This window comes from Amycolatopsis sp. WQ 127309 (assembly GCF_023023025.1).
Classification (GTDB): domain Bacteria; phylum Actinomycetota; class Actinomycetes; order Mycobacteriales; family Pseudonocardiaceae; genus Amycolatopsis.
The window spans coordinates 9,126,159-9,144,092 of the sequence record NZ_CP095481.1 but is presented as its reverse complement, the minus strand read 5'-3'; the positions used below and the strand labels follow the sequence as shown (position 1 = coordinate 9,144,092).

General features: G+C 72.8%; 13 protein-coding genes. 5 read left to right on the top strand and 8 right to left on the bottom strand.

Going from position 1 to position 17,934, the window contains the following annotated elements:
• Window positions 1–50 precede the first annotated feature (50 nt).
• The 4 genes from MUY22_RS40330 to MUY22_RS40315 form a co-directional block, all read right to left on the bottom strand.
• On the bottom strand, window positions 51–1,889 hold the full coding sequence (locus tag MUY22_RS40330) for a glycosyltransferase (protein ID WP_247052437.1): 1,839 nt from the start codon (window positions 1,887–1,889) through the stop codon (window positions 51–53).
• A 5-nt stretch (window positions 1,890–1,894) separates the two neighbouring features.
• Window positions 1,895–3,379: a hypothetical protein gene (locus tag MUY22_RS40325; protein WP_247052436.1), complete on the bottom strand. Its 1,485-nt coding sequence runs from the start codon at window positions 3,377–3,379 to the stop codon at window positions 1,895–1,897.
• Between the two features lie 23 nt (window positions 3,380–3,402).
• Window positions 3,403–4,893 (bottom strand): hypothetical protein, encoded by a 1,491-nt coding sequence (locus tag MUY22_RS40320; RefSeq protein WP_247052435.1) that lies wholly within the window; start codon window positions 4,891–4,893, stop codon window positions 3,403–3,405.
• A 235-nt stretch (window positions 4,894–5,128) separates the two neighbouring features.
• Complete coding sequence (locus tag MUY22_RS40315) at window positions 5,129–6,625, bottom strand: choice-of-anchor A family protein (RefSeq protein ID WP_247052434.1); 1,497 nt, start codon at window positions 6,623–6,625, stop codon at window positions 5,129–5,131.
• Between the two features lie 257 nt (window positions 6,626–6,882).
• Between MUY22_RS40315 and MUY22_RS40310 the strand changes: the two genes are divergently transcribed.
• The 3 genes from MUY22_RS40310 to MUY22_RS40300 all read left to right on the top strand — a co-directional run bounded on the left by MUY22_RS40310 (window position 6,883) and on the right by MUY22_RS40300 (window position 9,366).
• Window positions 6,883–7,314: an Hsp20/alpha crystallin family protein gene (locus tag MUY22_RS40310; protein WP_247052433.1), complete on the top strand. Its 432-nt coding sequence runs from the start codon at window positions 6,883–6,885 to the stop codon at window positions 7,312–7,314.
• A gap of 88 nt (window positions 7,315–7,402) precedes the next feature.
• Window positions 7,403–8,074, top strand: a complete 672-nt coding sequence (locus MUY22_RS40305) for a response regulator transcription factor (RefSeq protein WP_247052432.1) — start codon at window positions 7,403–7,405, stop codon at window positions 8,072–8,074.
• On the top strand, window positions 8,071–9,366 hold the full coding sequence (locus tag MUY22_RS40300) for a sensor histidine kinase KdpD (protein WP_247052431.1): 1,296 nt from the start codon (window positions 8,071–8,073) through the stop codon (window positions 9,364–9,366). Before MUY22_RS40305 ends, MUY22_RS40300 begins: the two co-directional genes overlap by 4 nt.
• A gap of 16 nt (window positions 9,367–9,382) precedes the next feature.
• On the opposite strand, the gene MUY22_RS40295 is transcribed toward MUY22_RS40300, so the two are convergent.
• From MUY22_RS40295 to MUY22_RS40285, 3 genes are all read right to left on the bottom strand, one after another.
• Window positions 9,383–10,594, bottom strand: coding sequence for a DUF1501 domain-containing protein (locus tag MUY22_RS40295; RefSeq protein WP_371827537.1), 1,212 nt, complete (start codon window positions 10,592–10,594; stop codon window positions 9,383–9,385).
• Between the two features lie 5 nt (window positions 10,595–10,599).
• The gene (locus tag MUY22_RS40290) at window positions 10,600–11,907 is read right to left on the bottom strand and encodes a DUF1800 family protein (RefSeq protein ID WP_247052429.1); all 1,308 of its coding nucleotides are present in this window, start codon (window positions 11,905–11,907) and stop codon (window positions 10,600–10,602) included.
• Between the two features lie 74 nt (window positions 11,908–11,981).
• Window positions 11,982–12,362, bottom strand: a complete 381-nt coding sequence (locus MUY22_RS40285; protein WP_247052428.1) for an STAS domain-containing protein — start codon at window positions 12,360–12,362, stop codon at window positions 11,982–11,984.
• Window positions 12,363–12,685: 323 nt separating this feature from the next.
• Here MUY22_RS40285 and MUY22_RS40280 point away from each other — a divergent pair, with 323 nt between their 5' ends.
• Window positions 12,686–13,561 (top strand): MerR family transcriptional regulator, encoded by an 876-nt coding sequence (locus MUY22_RS40280; RefSeq protein WP_247052427.1) that lies wholly within the window; start codon window positions 12,686–12,688, stop codon window positions 13,559–13,561.
• On the opposite strand, the gene MUY22_RS40275 is transcribed toward MUY22_RS40280, so the two are convergent.
• On the bottom strand, window positions 13,548–13,988 hold the full coding sequence (locus MUY22_RS40275; RefSeq protein WP_247052426.1) for an SRPBCC family protein: 441 nt from the start codon (window positions 13,986–13,988) through the stop codon (window positions 13,548–13,550). The genes MUY22_RS40280 and MUY22_RS40275 overlap by 14 nt on opposite strands.
• Window positions 13,989–14,271: 283 nt before the next feature.
• On the opposite strand from MUY22_RS40275, the gene MUY22_RS40270 reads away from it, so the two are divergent.
• Complete coding sequence (locus MUY22_RS40270) at window positions 14,272–17,877, top strand: discoidin domain-containing protein (protein ID WP_247052425.1); 3,606 nt, start codon at window positions 14,272–14,274, stop codon at window positions 17,875–17,877.
• The last annotated feature ends 57 nt before the right edge of the window (window positions 17,878–17,934 follow it).

The window sequence follows — 17,934 nt, the reverse complement described above, 5'->3', positions numbered from 1 at the left end:
CGTCCCGGCGAATCTCCAGGAGTTTCCGGTGACCGATGCGGTAGGGGCGCTCAGAGGTCGTAGAGCCGGGTCCAGTTCTCCCGAGAGGTCAGCTCGGGCATCGCGCCCTGGTACCGCGCCTGCGCCCCCGCTCCCTCCCTGCGCAGCCGCTGGATCACCTTGACGCCGCGTTTGGCCAGGTCGAAGGTCTTGGCACGGTCGTAGGAGCGGACGCGGACGCCGTCCTGGTTCGCGTCGGTGACGACCACGGTCGAGAACAGCGACGTGTGCCACCAGTGGGCCTCGTCGGCCGGGACGGCGCCCAGCCCGAAGCGGTGCCGGCCCCGGGTCTGGTCGAGCAGGCGCTTGAGCAAGATCACGACGGTCCGGCTCGGCGGCGGCGCGCTGTTGATGATGCCGATGTCGTTCGAGGCGATCCCGGGGACGTCGGTGGCCTTGTGGCGTTTGGTCTCCGGGTACTGGTCGCGGATCCGGCGGATCTCCTTCATCGCCTCCACACCACCGTCGCGCAGGACCTCAGGGCCTTCGAGGAAGTCCTCCACCGCCTTGATCAACGTCGCCGACAACCCGTACTGCATCCCCAGCAGGTACCGCACCAGCTGCGCGAGCAGCACCCGGGAGAGCAGGTTCAGGTTGAACGGGGAGTGCAGGGCGGCGGTGATGATGGAGTTGCGCAGGTTGAAGTAGCGGTGCCACTCGTCCCAGTCCTTCATGTGGAAGTCCGCGTGCCACACCCCCGCACCCGGCAACGTCACCGTCGGGAAACCGTGCGCGCGGGCCCGGTAGGAGTACTCGGCGTCGTCCCACTGGAAGAAGAACGGCATCGGATACCCGGTGGCCTGCACGACCTCATACGGGATCAGGCAGGACCACCAGCCGTTGTAGCCGGCGTCGAGACGGCGTTCCTGCCGGTTCGGCTTCAACGTCTCCTCGTCCACCCCGAGCAGGTCGGCGGTGGTCAGCGAGTGCTCGACCGGCTGACCGGGTTCGAGGGTGTTCAACCTCGCGTATTCGGCGCCGACGTGGAGCTGGTTGGGGTGGAACAGGTTCAGCATCTGCCCGCCGACGATGATCGGGTTGGCGGCGCGGTTGGAGAACGCCGTCATCCGGATCACCAGGTCCGGCTCCAAAAGGACGTCGTCGTCCATGAACAGGACGTTGGCGTGGGCGGTGGCGGTGTGCCCGGCGACCTCGTAGAGCCCGCGGGTGAACCCGCCGGCGCCCCCGAGGTTGGGCTGCTTGATGTAGTGCAGCTTCTCCCCGAGGTCCTTCACGACCTGGTCGAACCCGTCGCGGGATTCGACCAGGTCGGTGCCCTGGTCGGCGACGTAGATCGCGTCGAGGGTGTCCAGCGACGACACGTCGGCGGCGAGGGCCTGCAGGTTCTTCAGGCAGTCATCCGCGCGGTTCATGGTGCAGATGGTGACCGCGGTCGGGCGGATCGTGTCGGGGGCTTCGACGGTCCAGCGGACCTGCTCCACGCGCAGGGTCTGGCCGCCTTCGGTTTCCAGGTCCAGCCACAGCGCGCCACCGTCGTAGAACTTGTCCAGCTTCCCGGTGAGGGCGATTTTGTGCTGGGTGACGTCGGTGACCTGCTCGGCCTCGATGACCCGCGGTTCACCTTCGACGTCGGAAGCACCCATCGACAGCAGCCCGGTGCCGGTGACGACCGCCTCGACCGAGACTTCGGTGACGGTGGTCCAGCGCTGCCAGTAGGAGGCCGGGAACCGCCCGAAGTACGTGTTGCCCGACACCTTCGTGCCCGGGTCCAGCCGGATCGAGCCGCGGTCCCGGGTGGCCGAGCCGGTGCGGACCTCGGCGTAGAGGTCCTTGCTGACGATCGGCGCCGGGCCCGCGTACAGGCCGCGCTGCGCGGTGAGGTCGGTCATCTGGTTCAAGCTCCGCTTCCGTTGCCCCGGACGAGATACAGCTGCTGGGTGCCGGCCCACGGCGACGACAGTGTCCAGTGGGCCAGCGCACCCGGCGGCGGATCACCGCGCACCAGGGCGTAGTCGGTGACGATCGGCCGGTCGCCGTGGTCGAAGTACCGGAAGTTGACGTTCACGAGCGCGCGGCCGAGCGCGCCGAGGTCGGCTTTCCGTGCGGTGATGGCCGGGCCGACGGCGCCGCGGTCGTCGAAGAGGTCGACGATCGCGCAGCCGCAGCTGTAGGCGAGCACGCCGATCTCCCCGCCGCTGCGGACCGTGCCGCCGCCGACCAGCCGGCCCAGCTCCGGGCCGATCCGCTCGTAGTCCGCCGTCGAGTCGTGGTTGGACATCAGCGGCGCGAACCGCCGCGGCAGGCCGTCGGAGACGTAGAAGCCGACGCTCAGGACCAGCACCCCGGTGACGGCGACCGCGCCGGCCACCCGGGCGGGCAGCCGCACGCACGCGGCCGCGGCGGCGGCCAGGAAGAGCGTCACCGTGATCAGGCTCGGCCCGTAGTACCAGTGGTACGGCGGCACGTGCAGCCGCGTGTAGGCGAGGTAGTGCGCGAGCCCGGCGGGCACCAGCGGCGCGAACGGCAACACTTTCGTCCACAGTGGACTGCGACGGACGGAACCCGCCAGCCAGAGCGCGAAGGCGCCCAGCGCGAGGGCGGCGGGCAGGAACGACAACGCCGTCGCCCACGGGAAGACCCGGGCGTACAGGCCCACGCCGTTGCCGAAGTCCCAGGTGCCCCAGGACTTCTGCAGCGTCTTGATGATCACCGTGTCCGGCACGGCCGACCCGAGCACCACCCAGCTGAAGGCGAACCAGGGGAGCGCGACGGCCGCCGCGGCGAGCACCGTCTGCCAGGCCTTTTCCCAGAACCGGCGGCGCAGCAGGAAGAGCACGAGCGCGACCACGACCAGGTCGAGCCGGACCAGCGCGACCAGGCCGGTGAGCACGCCGAACGCGACCGGCCGCCGTTCACCGGCGCACACCAGCAGCGAGGCGATCCCGGCCGCGCCGAGCTCGACCTCCAGCCCGATCGACGACAGCAGCAGCGGGTTCACCGTGAGCAGTGCGACGGCGGCCGGCGCGAACCAGGCCGGCAGGCCCGCCCGCGTCCCGCTCCGGCGCAGCGCGAGCACCAGCGCCACCTGACCGAGCACGAACAGCACGCCGCAGGCGAGCACGGCGTCGCGCACCACGAACGTCAGGGCCGCGAGCAGCAGGACGTTGAGCGGTGACGTCGCGGTGTTCGACGTCTCCGCCGTGATCAGGCCCCAGTGCCCGTGGAAGGCGACGTTGCGGGCGTAGGACAGGGTGATGAACGTGTCGTCGATCAGGTGCGGGCGCACGGCGGCGAACACCAGCGCCGACCCCGCGGCGACGGCCACGGGCAGCACCCAGCGCCGTGGTGTGCGGGGCCGCGGTTCGGGAGCCGTGTCCACAACGGGCTCCCGATGGGCGACGCTCACGGCTCGCGGGTGAGGACGAAGTGCCCGACGCCCTTGGCCGCCGAGTACACCTGCCAGCTGTCCGGCCCGGTGGCCGGGCCCGAGGCGTACTGCAGCCGGTAGTCCGGCTTGCGCGGCCCGGCCGAGCGGTCCAGCCAGTGGTAGTTGACCCGCAGCGCCAGGCTCATCACCGGGCTCGCGTTCGCGATCCGTTGCTGCACCAGCGAAACGGCCTCCCCGCGGTCGGAGAAGACGTCGAGGATGGCGCACTGGCAGTAGTAGGCCAGGGTGCCGATCTCGCCGGGGCTGGCGACGCTCGCCCCGTCGAGCCGCCGGCCGAGCTCGGTGCCGACCCGCGCGTAGTCGTCCGCGCTGGCCCAGTTCCCGAAGACCACCGGCGACTTCCAGGGCAGGCCCTGCGCGGCGTCGACCGCGGCCCCGCTGAGCACCAGCACCCCGGTCAGGCCCAGCGCGAGCAGCGGGGGACCGGTCCGCAGGGCGGGGCGTTCGCGCGTCTGGGCGTACCAGGCGCCGAACGCGGCCACGGCGAACGCGCTCGTCGCGGTCACCGGCGCCACGTAGTACCAGTGGAACGGGCCCACTCCGAGGTAGGAATAGGCGATGTAGTAAAGGATCCCGCCCGCGGCCAGCGCGGCGAGCGGGCCCAGCGGCGGGAAGTCGGGCCAGCGGACGGCGAAGCGCGCCGCGGCCCAGCCGGCGAGCGCGACCACGCCGACCAGCGCCGGCAGGAACGACACGAGCACGGTGACCGGCCAGCCGAGGTAGTACATCATCGGCCCGGTGCTGTAGCTCCACGGCGCGAACAACCCCGCCTGCGACTGCTTGATCACCAGGGTGTCGGGCACGAACGAGCCGAACACGATCCAGCTGACCAGGAACCACGGCGCCGTCGTCAGGACCGCGAAACCCGCCGCGGGCAGCAGCCGCCGCCGGATCGCGGGGGTGGCCAGGGCGATCACCACGACGAACACGACGAGGTCGAGCCGGGTCAGGACGGCCAGCCCGCCCGCGACGCCGAACCAGACCGCCCGGCCTTCCAGCGCGAGCGCCGTCAGCACCAGCAGCACCGCGGGGATGAGCAGGACTTCCAAGCCGATCGCGGACAGCACGAACGGGTTCAGTAGCACCAGCGTGATGCCGAGGACCCCGGCCGCCGTCGGCAGCGACAGCACCCGGCCGATCCGCTGCCACGCCCAGCCGAGCGCGCCACCGCACACCACGGTCAGGATGCCCAGCGCCACCACCGGGTGCGAACCGCCCGCGATGCGCGTCACCAGCGTCAAAGCGCCGAGGAGCAGCACGTTCAGCGGCGACGTCGCGGAGTTCGCCGGGGAACCGGGGATGATGCCCCATTCGCCGTGTTCCGCGAGGTTCTTCGCATAGGCGAGGGTGATGTAGCTGTCGTCGGTCAGGCTGCCCCGCACCACGAGGAAGACCAGCGCGCCCAGCACCGCCCCGAAAACGGGCAGCACCCAGCCGCGCGACACTCTTGTTTTCTCGGTTTCTACCGCAAGCACCTGTTCACCTCGCGGAGCCGCCACCGGCGCGGGGCCCGCCATTTGCCCGATCGACATGCCCCGGGGACCGTAGTGACCCTTCATTACGAGAGTGCTACGCCCTTGTTAGGTCCACGGCCCGCGAGGTACTTCACCCGATGGTGACACGGACCCCGTGAGCCCGCAGTGTGAAAGATCGGTCCATTGTGGAGTTACGCCTGCCGGGTCACCGGGTGCGGCGGCGGACGGTCACGAGCACCAGCGCGGTACCCCCGGTGACCAGCAGGGCGCCGAGGCCGAGCAGCGGGCCGGCGTCGGTGCCGGTGTCCGGCAGGCGGCCGGAACCGCCGGTGCCGCCGGTGCCGGCGGGCACCGGAGCCGGGGTGGTGCCGGACGACGACGTGGTGTCCGTGGTGCTCGTGTCCGTCGTCGGTGCCGTGCTGGTGGTGGTCGGTTCGCTGGTGGTGGGCTCGGTGGTGCTGGTGGTCGGCTCGCTGGTGGTCGGTTCGGTGGTGCTGGTGGTCGGTTCCGTCGTGGTGGGAGCCGTGGTCGTGGTGGGCTCGCCGGTGGTCGTCGTGGCCGGGCCGGTGGTCGGGGTCGTCGATGTCGTCGACGTGGTCGTCGTCGTGCTGGTGGTGGGCGTCGTCGGCGTCGTCGTCGGCTCGGGCTTCGCGCACGACGGCAGGTCGCCGGTGAACGGGTACGCGTGGAACTCCTGGCCGCTGCCCACGCCCGCGCTCGAGCCGTGGACCAGGTTGCCCGCGGTGAAGAACCGGCCGTTGCTGCCCGGCAGGGTCATCGTCGTGGTGCCGTCCGGGTTGCCGGCCAGCACGCTGCCCTGGAACTGGCCGCTGCCGGTCAGGGTGACCGTCGCCGCGTCCGGGATGTTCCACAGCAGCCGCGACCGGAGCTGGTTCAGCGGGTCGTTGTCGTCGAGGGTGCCGCTGTAGGTGTTGATCGTGCGGGGCCCGCCGATGAGGTTGACCAGCACCGTGGCGCCGGCCGGGATGCCGGTGAACGTGATGCCCTGCGCGCCGCCGCCCGGCCCGGCGATGTCGGCGGTGAGGTTGAAGACCTGCAGCGCGGACTTGCCGTCGCCGGTGAACGTCGTCTCGTAGCCGTGGTTGACGACGGTCCCGGTGGCGGTCCGCAGCCCGCCGTCGACGCGGGCGTAGCACTGGCTCGCGGCCGTCAGCTTCTCGCGCAGGCCCGCGTACGGCTTCATCGCCGCCGGGTCGTGGACGACGGTGCCGATCACGGTGCCCGTCAGCGATCCGGCGTGGCGCACCACGCCGCCGCCCGAGTCGCCGACCGCGTCGAGCCGCTGGGTGTCGGCGACGGTGAGATCACCGCCCACGGTGAGGAAGTCGGCGCCGTCCGGTGGCGGCACGCGCGAGCCGACCCCGGCCACGCCGACGTTGTAGATCGACGAGCCCGACGTCTTGCGCAGCGTGAAGTCACCGCCGACGACCACCCGGCCCTCGGCCTCGGCCGCACTGCCGGTGACGCGCATGGTGCCGCCGACGAAGACGTTGACGCCGTTGTCGCGCCCGGCGAACGAGCCGTTGCCGACCGGGGGGAAGGTGCCGGGGCAGGTGCCCGGCACGCACGGGCCGAGGCCGCCGGGCAGCGGGTCGGCGTGCGCGGACCACGGCGCGGGGAGGGCGAGCAGCACGAGCCCGCAGGCCGCCAGCGCCGCCACAGCGGCATGGGTCACGCGCACGGGGTCCCCTCCCAGTCCAGCTTTGGTCCATTGTGGACGCTTCGACCGGACGATAACCGCCTGACCCGCGCCGATCCGCTCATCGAGCGGTTATCCACCCGTTGGGGGTCACCCACGCGTGACTGGCTGTGCCCGGCGTCACAGGCTCGGGTTGAGCGGTCCCGGAACAACTAAATTGAGTCGGTGGTTGTCAACTTTGCGAGGGCGTGGCCACCACCGCCCCCGGCCACGAACCCCTGGTGGGAAGGAGATCCGAAATGGTGCTGCGTACCGATCCGTTCCGCGACTTCGACCGGCTGAGCCGGCAGTTCTTCGGCGCCACCGGCACGGCGAGCCGTCCGGCGAGCGTGCCGATGGACGCTTACCGCGACGGCGACGACTTCGTCGTCCAGTTCGACCTGCCCGGCGTCACGCCCGGCTCGATCGACCTCGACGTCGAGCGCACCGTCCTGACCGTGCGCGCCGAGCGGCCCGCCAACCCGGCCGAAGGCGCTCAGTACCAGGTCAGCGAGCGCCCGCGCGGGGTGTTCACCCGCCGCCTGCTGCTCGGCGACGCCCTCGACACCGACCGCATCGAAGCGGACTACGACGCCGGTGTGCTGACCGTCCGGATCCCGGTGGCGCAGCGGGCCCAGTCCCGCCGCATCACCGTCGGTTCCGGTGCGGCCAAGGAGGAAGTCACCGCCTGACCACCCGCGAAGCCGGTCCCGGAACCCTCCGGGGCCGGCTTTCGCGCGTTCGGGGATTGACCACAGTGGACGGCGTTACGCTGGTCCGGTGAACGCGCCGCGGATCCTGGTCGTCGAGGACGCCGAGGCGATCCGCGTCGCCGTCGAGACGGCGCTGAGCACCGCCGGGTTCGACGTCCGGGCGCTGCCCGACGGTGCCGGGCTCGAAGCGGAACTGTCGCGCGCCCGGCCGGATCTCGTGGTGCTGGACGTCATGCTGCCGGGGCGTGACGGGTTCGAGCTGCTGCGTGTGATCCGCCGGCTGTCGGCCGCGGGGGTCGTGATGCTGACCGCGCGCGACGGCGTCGAGGACCGGCTGCGCGGGCTCGGCGAGGGCGCCGACGACTACGTGGTGAAGCCGTTCGTGCTGGCCGAGCTGGTCGCGCGGGTGACGGCCGTGCTGCGCCGGACGGGACGCGCGCCGGCGGCGGTGGAGGTCGGTGAGCTGGTGGTCGACGTCGAGGGCGGCCGCGTCCGGTACGGCGCGGCCGAGGTCGAGCTGACCTCGACGGAGTGGAAGCTGCTGGTCTACTTCGCGCGGCACCGCGAGCGGGTGGTGGGCAAGACGCAGATCCTGACCGCGGTGTGGGGCTACGGCGACTACGCGGCGAACCTCGTCGAGGTCAACGTGAGCACGTTGCGCCGCAAGCTGGAGGCGCACGGCCCGCGCGTGCTGCACACCGTGCGCGGCCAGGGGTACGTCCTGCGCGGCGAGCCGTGACCGGGCTGCGGACGGTGTCGCTGCGCCGCCGGGTCACCGTCACGGTGCTGGTGGTGCTCGCGGTGGTGCTGATCGCGGTCGGGTTCGTCGTCGACACGGTGTTCCGCGCCCAGGCCGAGAAGGACGTCAACGGCCTGCTCACCGCCCGCGTGCAGCTGGCCCAGCAGCTGGCGAAGCAGAACGCGGCGCCGCAGAACCTGTTGCGGCGCATGGAAACCCGGGGCGTGCAGGCGTCGCTGGCGCTGCCGGACGGCACCTTCCTCGGCGCGGCCGACCTGCCGCCCGCCGACCGGATCCGCCAGGTCCGCGCCACGCTGTCCGGCCCGCCCCGGATCAACGGCGCGAAGCTGACGCTGACCGCGGACGAGACCCTCGTGGCGGCCACGGAGCAGAGCCTGCGGTGGGTGCTGCTCGGCACCGGGCTGGCCGCGCTGCTCGTCGCCGCGGTCGCGTTGCTGCTGGCGGTCCGGTTCGCGCTCGCCCCGCTGGACGCGATGACCCGGCTGGCCCGCTCGATCGTCGCCGGCCGCCGCGGCGACCGCCTCGCGCCGGAGCGGCCGACGACGGAACTGGGCCGCGCGGCGGCCGCGTTCGACTCGGCGCTCGACGCCCTCGAAGGCGCGGAACGGGCGGCGCGGGCGTCGGAGGCGCGCACCCGGCGGTTCGTCGCGGACGCCGCGCACGAGCTGCGGACGCCGTTGGCCGGCGTCCAGGCGGCGGCCGAGGCGCTGCTGCAGCTGCCGCCGGACGCCGACCCGGCCCGGCTGCAGCTGCTGGTGGTCCGCGAGTCGCAGCGGGCCGGGAAGCTCGTCGCGGACCTGCTGGACCTGGCCCGGCTCGACGCGGGCGCGGACCTCGACCGCGCCCCGGTGGCGCTGCTGGCGCTGGCCCGGGCCCAGGCCGACCGCCTGGAGCTGACGGCGCCCGAGGTGACGGTGGTGGTCACCGGCCCGGACGCCCGCGTGCTCGGCGACAGCGCCCGGCTCACGCAGATCCTGGCCAACCTCGCGGACAACGCGGTCCGCGCGATGGCCGGGCCCGGCACGCTGACCCTCGAGGTCGCGCCGGACGGCGTGACGGTGACCGACACCGGCCCGGGCGTCCCGGGCGCGGACCGCGAGCGGATCTTCGACCGCCTGGTGCGCCTGGACGAGGCCCGCGGGCCGGGTGGTTCGGGCCTCGGGCTGCCGATCGCGCGCGGCTTCGCCCGGGCCCACGGCGGCGACCTGTGGTGCGAGGCGGCGCCGGACGGGGGAGCGCGGTTCCGGCTCGCCGGGCTGCCGCCCGCGTGAGGCAGCCGCGGCAGACCTAGGCGAACAATCCCGTCAGCCGGCCGCTGTGGCCCGGCAGGACCGGGCCCGCGTCGGAGCCCAGGACGTCCTCCACCATCGTCGCGTAGACGTCGCGGAAGTCCGTGGTGAGCTTGAGGTCGCCGTCGTCGAGGTCGGTCAGGCTCGGCTCGGCGCCGTGGAAGCCGCCGTGGACGTTCGCGCCCAGCACGAACATCGGGCCCGCCGTGCCGTGGTCGGTGCCCTGGCTCGCGTTGGCGATCACCCGCCGGCCGAACTCCGAGTAGACCATCACCACCGCCTGCTTGCCGCGATCGGTCTTCGCGAGGCGCTGCACGAACGGCGTCAGCGCGCCGTCCAGTTCGGTGAGCAGCCGCTGCTGGGTGCCGCGCTCGTCGGCGTGCGTGTCGAAGCCGCCCAGCGACACCGAATACGCCCGCGACGGCACGCCCGCCTCGATCAGCCCGGCGACGACGTCGAGCTGCGCGGCCAGCTCTCCCTTGCGCAGCTGGGTCTTTCCCTTGTCCTTTGTGGACGCATGTGGCCCGAGCGTCGCCACCGCGCGGTGCAGGTCGCCGACCGAGCGGGCCGCGCGGGCCTGCCAGTAGCCCTCGCCGGACTGGACCGCGCCGAGGCCCTGGAACGCCGTCCCGAGCGCGCCCTTCGGCAGGGTGAGCCCGCCGACCGGCAGCGACGCGGCCGCCGTGCGGGCGCCGGCCAGCAACGGCGGCAGCACCGGGTCGACCGACACCGCGCGCAGCGGGTCGTCGCCGGTCGCGTCGAGCCAGCGGCCGAGCCAGCCGGTCGGCACCGACGTCTCCGGCGACGCGGTCTGCCAGATCGCCATCGACCGGAAGTGGCTGTGGTCCGGTTTCGGGTAGCCGACCCCGCGCAGGATCGCCAGCTGCCCGCTGTCCCAGAGGCTCTTGAACCCCTTCAGCCCCGGGTTGAGACCGAGCCCCTCGCCGACGTCGAGCACCTCTTCGGGTTTGTAGGCCAGCTCGGACCGGGCGTTCTGGTACGCGCTGTCGCCCGCCGGGACGACGGTGTTGAGACCGTCGTTGCCGCCGTAGAGGGTCACCACCACGAGCACGCCGGCGTCCGGGTCCAGCGGGTCGTCCTGGGCGGCCGACATCAGCCGCGGCCAGTCGACCTGGGTCGCGCCGGCGGCGAGCGCCGCGGCGGCCGTCACCCCGGTCGCGGTGAGGAACCGGCGTCGGTTGACCTGCACGTTCATCACCTGCTCACTACGTATTCGGGAGCGCAGGCGGCCACGGTGGCCAGCTGCCGGACGTCGCCGGAGACCCCTGCGAGCGCGGCCCGCGTCCGGTCCGACCACGCGTCGACGCCGAGCAGCTCGCCGATCGCCGCGGCCTTGTCCGACGCCTTGGCGACGACGCCGAGGTCGGCGTGCCCGGCGACCAGCTGGGCCAGGTGCAGCCGGGCCACCCCGGCGGACGTCGTCAGCCAGGCACCGCCCGCCGCCCAGCCCCCGACGCTGGGCGGCAGGAACGGCACCTGACCGAGCCCGCGCAGCCCGGCCGGCAGCTGCGCGCGGGTCTTCTCGTCGAGCGAGCCGGGCCGCACGCCGAACGCGCGCAGCAGCCCGGCCAGCCACTCGACCGGCTGCTTGACCAGCGACGTCGCGCTGTCGCGGAACGCCGGTTCGGCGGTGATCGCCCGCAGCAGCGCCCGGATGTCGCGGCGGCTGCCGTAGGCCGCGACCAGCCGGTTCAGCACGTCGGGGGCGGGAGGCGCCGACGACACCAGCCGGAACCAGATCCGCCCGGCGACGAACGGCGCCGATTCCGGCCGGCCCAGCACCAGGTCCACAAAGGACTGAGCGGCGAAGTCGCCGGTGGCGCCGAGGATGTGCTTCTCGCCGTCGTCGTGCCGCTTCGGCACCAGCTTCGCGGTGGTCGTGTCCCGCTGCGCCGTCCAGCCGGTGAGCGCCCGCGCGGCTTCGCGGACGTCGTCCTCGGTGTAGTGGCCCACGCCGAGGGTGAACAGCTCCATGAACTCGCGGGCGAGGTTCTCGTTGGGCTTGCCCGCTTTGTTGCTGTTGCCGTCGAGCCACAGCAGCAGGGCCGGGTCGACGACCATCGCGCGCGCCAGGTCGGTGAAGCTGCCGAGCGCGTGGTCCCGCTGGGCCTGGTTCTGCGCCAGCATCAGCTCCGGGCTGCGGACCTTCTGCTCACTCGTGGCGAAGTGCCCGTGCCAGAACCAGGTCAGCCGCTCCACCGACGCGACGTCGGCGGCGGTCATCCGGTCCAGCCACCAGAGGGTGGCCTGGGCGGCCTGCGCCTGCAACTGCTTGCCGGCCGCTTGCTTCGCGGCCTTGTCCTGCTTGTCCTGCTTGCCCGGCCGCTCGGGCGGCGCACCGGGGGACGGCATCGGCGTCGCGGCTGCGCCGGCGTCGGGACCGGTGCCCAGCAGCCGATCGCGCGTCTCGGCGAACCCGCGGTCGAGGTCGCCGGGCCGCGGGCCGAAGCCGAGCCGGTCGTGCAGCCGCCGCACCGCCGCTCGTTCGGAGAGGACCACCATGCCCTCGATCCTGGGGTGCCCGCCCCCGGTGCCGCGACCGTGCGGCCGGTTTCTTCAGCCGATCCACAGGGGCGTCAGGAGACGCGGGTCTGCGGGCACCGGCTGACGGCCGCGCGGGCCGCGTCGAGGTCCGCGTAGAGCGGCAGCAGCGTGTCCAGCCCGAGGATCTCGAGCGGCCGCATGACCGAGGCCCGGTCGGCGGTGACGGCGAACGGGACGCGGCCGGCGAGGGCCTCCCGGTGCGCGTCGACGAGCACGGTCAAGATGGTGGAGTCGCAGAAGGTGACGGCGCTCAGGTCCGCGACCACGCCGCGGGCCGCCTCCTGGACGGCGGTGAGCAGCAGCCGGCGCAGCCGGGGCGCGCAGCCGAGATCGAGGTCGCCGGAACCGCGGACGGTCACCAGCCCGGCTTCGGAGGTCCGGCCGACGGCGGCCGCGGTGCGATGGTCGTCCATGGGGTGTCTTCCGTGCTCGGCGATGGGAACCGCCCCTCCCCGACGGGGTGGTACCCCGGCGACCGGGAAACCACACGGCGGTCATCCGCGCGGGGGATCTTCCGCCGGGTACCGCATCCGGGCGGCAACGATGCCCGACCGTTGCGGGCCGGGTGTAGCTTGGCCGGGACGGGACAGCGCTTCCCCGGTTCGTCACCGGCCGTCGCGGGTGTCGGCTGCCCGTGACCGGCCGGTCGTCGCTCCGGCGCCGTGCCGCGCCGGCCCGTCGCTATGCTTCCGCCAGCTCACCGGGCCGGTGGGTGCCAACAGGACGGTGGATCCGGATGGACGTCGGCGCGATACCCGTCCCGGCCGCGGGATCGTGGGCGCCGGGCAAGGTCGCCGAGCTGCTCGGCGTGTCGCCCGTGACGCTGCGCAGCTGGAGCGCGCGGTACGGGATCGGGCCCTCGGCCCGCAGCGAGGGCCGGCACCGCCGCTACTCCGACGCCGATGTCCGCCGCCTGCAGCACATGCAGCGGCTGATCGGGCGCGGCATGCCGGTGCGCGAGGCGGCCGCCGCGGCCTTCACCACCGCGCCGCGGCCGCGCGTCCCGGCCACCCGCCGGGTGCGGGAGCTCGCGGAAGCGGCCGAGGACCTGGAGTTCGAGGCCGTCGCCGCGCTGATCGACGAAACGCTGGCCACGCTGGGCGCGGCCGCGGCCTGGACCGACGTCCTGGTCCCGGTGCTGCGGGAGCTGGGCGACCGCTGGCAGCGCGGCGACGTCTGCTTCGCGTCGGAATGGGCCCTCACGACGGAAGCTTCCTTCGCCCTCGAGCGCTTCGGCCGCCGGTTCCCGGAGACGGTGCCGGGCCGCCCGGTGCTGCTGGCGTGCTGTCCGGCCGAACGGCATTCGCTGCCGATGGAGGCGCTGCGGGCGACCCTGGCCGAGTCCGGCGTGCCGGTGCGCTACCTCGGCCAGCTCGTGCCGGCCGAGACGCTCGCCGAGCTCGCCGAGCGCCTCGACCCGGTGCTGGTCGTGCTGTGGTCGATGGCCGCCCCGACCGCCGACGACCGCCTGGTGCTCCGGCTGCGCGACCTCGGCCTCGACGTCATGACGGCGGGACCGGGCTGGGCGCACCTGGGGGAGCGCGGCTTCACGGTGGTGGACGACCTCGGGACGGCGGCCGACGTGGCCGCCGGGCGCATCAGCGCGTCTTGAGCCGCTCCAGCGCGGTGGTCAGCTTCGGGACCACGGCGTCGCCGAGCCCCTCGAACACCCGCTTGAGCAGCGGGCTCGCGAGCTTCGCCAGGCCGTGGAAGACGATCGTGGCCTGGTAGTGGACCGTCGTGCCGTCCGGTCCCGGCGTCAAGGTGAAGTCGTCGGTCGAGGTGGCCGTCTTGTTCTGCCCGACGAAGGTGACGCGGCCCGGCTCGAGCCGGGTCAGCTCGTAGTCGAGCTCGGTCTGCTTGCCGCGGAACTCCGAGACGTTGTGCCACCGCGCGCCGAGGGCCACCGGCCCGGCGTCGGTGCGGGTGCACCGGACCGTGCCCGGGTCCCATTCCTCGGTGTGCGCGAAATCCGCGAGGTAGCCCGCGACCTGGTCGACCGGCGTGCGGACGGTGACGGTGCGTTCGACCTGGACCATGGCGTGCTGCCTCCTCGGGTGAACCCGCGCCGGAGCTTCGGTGCGGAGTCGATGCAACCGTACCGAGCGCGACCCCGTCCGGCAGGACGACGTCACCGCTGAACGGGACGCCGCACACCATCGCAGACATCGATGTCATTATTCCTAATTTTTGTCTTCCTTGTCTTCTTGACCGTCCCCGCGAGCGCGGCGGATGCTCACTGGCAACGTTGTCAGTCACCGGCGCCGACACCCCGCGAGGGCCCGCGTCGTGCGTGACTGCCGCTTCGAGAACGGAGTTCGCATGGCGGAGGAGTACGGCATCGGGGCCGGCGTCGAACCGGAGGTGGCTTCGGTGTCCCGGCGGAACCTCCTGGCCGTGGGTGGCGGGCTGCTGGCCGGGTTCGGCCTCGCGGCCGTCCTGCCGGGCGGGGTCGCCTCGGCCGCGCCCGCGGCGGCCGACGGCCGGGCCGCCCGGACCGACCTGGCGTTGTTCCGGCCGGTCCAGGTGTCCTCGACCGACTACGCCGCCACCCCGGCCGAGTTCGCCGTCGACGGCCTCGCCCAGGTCGGCGTCCGCGGCTCCGGCTGGCGCGCCACCTCCGGTGACGGCCAGTGGATCGTCGTCGACCTGCAGGGCCAGTGCACGATCGAGTCGGTCGTGCTGACCTTCGAGGCCAAGCCGGGCGACCCGGCCCTCGACCTCGGCGCGTCCCGCACCCACACCGTCGGCGACGAGGTCTTCTCCAGCTACGCGGTGGCCTTCGACCTCGACGTCTCCGGCGACGGCAAGGCCTGGCGCACGGTCCACCACACCGACGCCGGCACCGGCGGCGTGGTGACGATCCCGGTGTCGGCCACGGCCCGCTGGGTGCGGTTCACCGCGGCGAGCCGCTCGACCACGAACCCGCTGGGCCTCAACGGTTTCCAGGTGTTCGGCACCAGTCGCGACCACCGGCCCGCCGTCCGCGGCTGGACCAGCTTCCCGGTGCGCCCGCACGACGACCCGCCCGCGCTGGCGCTCGCCCCCGACGGCACCGTGCCGCTCGAGTCCGGCTGGGTGCTCACGATGGACGACTGGACGCCCACCGGGGACGGCGCCGCGCTGTCCGGCGCGTCGGTCGACACCCGCGGCTGGCTCCCGGCGACCGTGCCCGGCACGGTCCTCGCGTCGCTGGTCGAGCAGGGCCAGCTGCCCGACCCGGTGTCGGGGATGCACACCATGCACGTCCCGGAAGCGCTTTCCCGGCACGCCTGGTGGTACCGCCGCCGGTTCTCGCTCCCGCGTGGCCTCGACACCTCGCCGGGCCGGCACGTGTGGCTGGAACTCGACGGCGTGAACCACGAGGCCGCGATCTGGCTCAACGGCGCGAACATCGGCACGCAGAGCCACCCGTTCGGCCGTGGCGTCTTCGACGTCACCGCGGCCCTGCGCCGCTCCGGCGACCAGGCCCTCGCCGTCAAGATCTCGCCGATGCCGCGGCCCGGCAGTCCCGGCGACAAGGGGCCGGCCGGGCAGTCGTTCGTCGACGCCGGCAGCACGATGTTCGACAACTCGCCGACCTACCTCGCGGTGTCCGGCTGGGACTGGATGCCGGCGGTGCGCGACCGCGCGTCGGGCATCTGGGACCACGTCCGGCTGCGCTCGACCGGCGCCGCCGTGCTGGGTGACGTGCGCGTCGACACCAAGCTGCCCGCCGCCGGTACCGCGCTCGTGATGCTGACCGTGCCGGTGCGCAACGCCGCCGCCACCGCGCAGCGGATCAAGGTCACCGCCGCCTTCGGCCCGGTGAAGGTGTCGAGCACGGTCACCGTCCCGGCCGGGCAGAGCACCGACGTCGTCTTCCCGGCGCAGCAGGTGAAGAACCCGAAACTGTGGTGGCCCAACGGGTACGGCGACCCGAACCTCTACGACCTGACGCTCACCGCGGCGATCGGCGCGTCGACCAGCGACCGCCGGACGGTGAAGATCGGCCTGCGCCAGATCGGCTACCGCTACGACCTGCCGATCGTCATCGCCGACGGCCGGGCCACCCAGACCGTCGACCTCGCCTCGCAGAACGCGCGGTACGTCCGGATGCAGGGTCTCAAACGCGCCACCGGCTGGGGCTTCTCGCTGTGGACGATGTCCGTTGTGGACAGTGCCGCCCCGGACGCCGACCTGGCGAAGGGCAAGACCGCGACGTCGTCGTCGGTCGCGGACGGCAACCCGCCGGAGAACGCCGTCGACGGCGACCCGAACACGCGCTGGACGTCGGCCTACGACGACAACCAGTGGCTGCAGGTCGACCTCGGCGCCGCGACGGCGTTTGATCGCGTGGTCTTGACCTGGGAAACGGCCTACGCGGCGACGTTCACCATCCAGGTCTCGGCCGACGGCCAGACCTGGACCGACGCGGTGTCGGTGGACAACAGCCCGAAGCCGCTGACCTTCCTCGTCAACGGCGTCAAGGTCTTCGCCCGCGGCGGCAGCTGGGGCTGGGACGAGCTGCTGCGCCGGATGCCGCAGGAGCGGACCGACGCCGTCGTGGCGATGCACCGCGACATGAACTTCACCCTGATCCGAAACTGGGTCGGCTCGTCCTACCGCCAAGAGCTGTTCGACGCGTGCGACAAGTACGGCATTCTGCTGTGGAACGAGTTCTGGGACGGCTGGTCGACCGACCCGGCCAACCACGACATCTTCCTCGCCCAGGCGAAGGACACCGTGCTGCGCTACCGCCACCACGCGTGCGCGACGGTCTGGTTCGGCTGCAACGAAGGCACCCCGCCGGCGGTGATCGACTCCGCGCTGCGCGAGATCGTCACGACCAGCACCGACCTGCTCTACCAGGGCAACTCCGCGGGCGGCGTGATCACCGGCGACGGCCCGTACCGCTGGCTCGACCCGAAGCAGTACTTCACCGGCGAGGCGACCGGCGGCAAGCACGGGTTCTGGAGCGAGATCGGCCTGCCGACCGTGTCGGTCGTCGAGAGCATGCGCACCCTCGTCGGCGAAGGTGACGCGGGCTGGCCGATCGGCGCGCCGTGGTTCCTGCACGACTGGTCCACCAACGGGAACCAGTCGCCCCAGACCTACCTGGCGGCGATCGACGCGCGCCTGGCGCCGTCGACGAGCCTCGCGGAGTTCTGCCGCAAGGCCCAGTTCGTCAACTACGAGAGCATGCGCGCGATCTTCGAGGCGTGGAACACGAAGCTGTGGGCCGACGCCACGGGGGTGCTGCTGTGGATGTCGCACCCGGCGTGGCACAGCACGGTCTGGCAGACCTACGACTACGACCTCGACGTCAACGGCAGTTACTACGGCGCGCGCAAGGGGTGCGAGGCGCACCACGTCCAGGCCGACCTCTCGACGTGGCAGGTCCGGGTGGTCAACCACACGCCGGCCGCGCTCAGCGGCGTCACGGCGTCCGCGCGGCTGTACGGGCTGGACGGCGCCCCGCTGGGAGAGGCGCGGCAGCAGAAGGTCGACGTCGCCCCGATCGAGGCCGCGGACACCTTCGTGGTGCCGTTCGACGCCGGGCTGCCGGACCTGCACCTGCTGCGGCTCACGCTGACCGACGCCCACGGCGCGGTGCTGTCGGAGAACACGTACTGGCGGTACCGGACCGACGCCGCGATGCGGGCGCTCAACCAGCTCCCGGGCGCGCAGCTGACGACGTCGCTGCGGCCGGACGGCGCCGGCTACGTCGCGACGGTGCGCAACACCGGCCGGACCGTCGCGGCGATGATCCGGCTGTCGCTGCGGGAGCGCAACGGGAAGGATCGGGTGCTGCCGACGCGTTACGACGACAATTACTTCTGGCTGCTGCCGGGGGAGAGCCGCACGATCCGCGTCGACCCGACGCGCCGGGTGCCGCAGGCCCGGCTGCAGGTGGAGGCGTACAACGTCGCGGCGAAGCTGATCTGACGTCCGGCCCCTGGGTTCGTCGGTGTCGACGAACTCGGGGGCTGATTTCGTCCATGC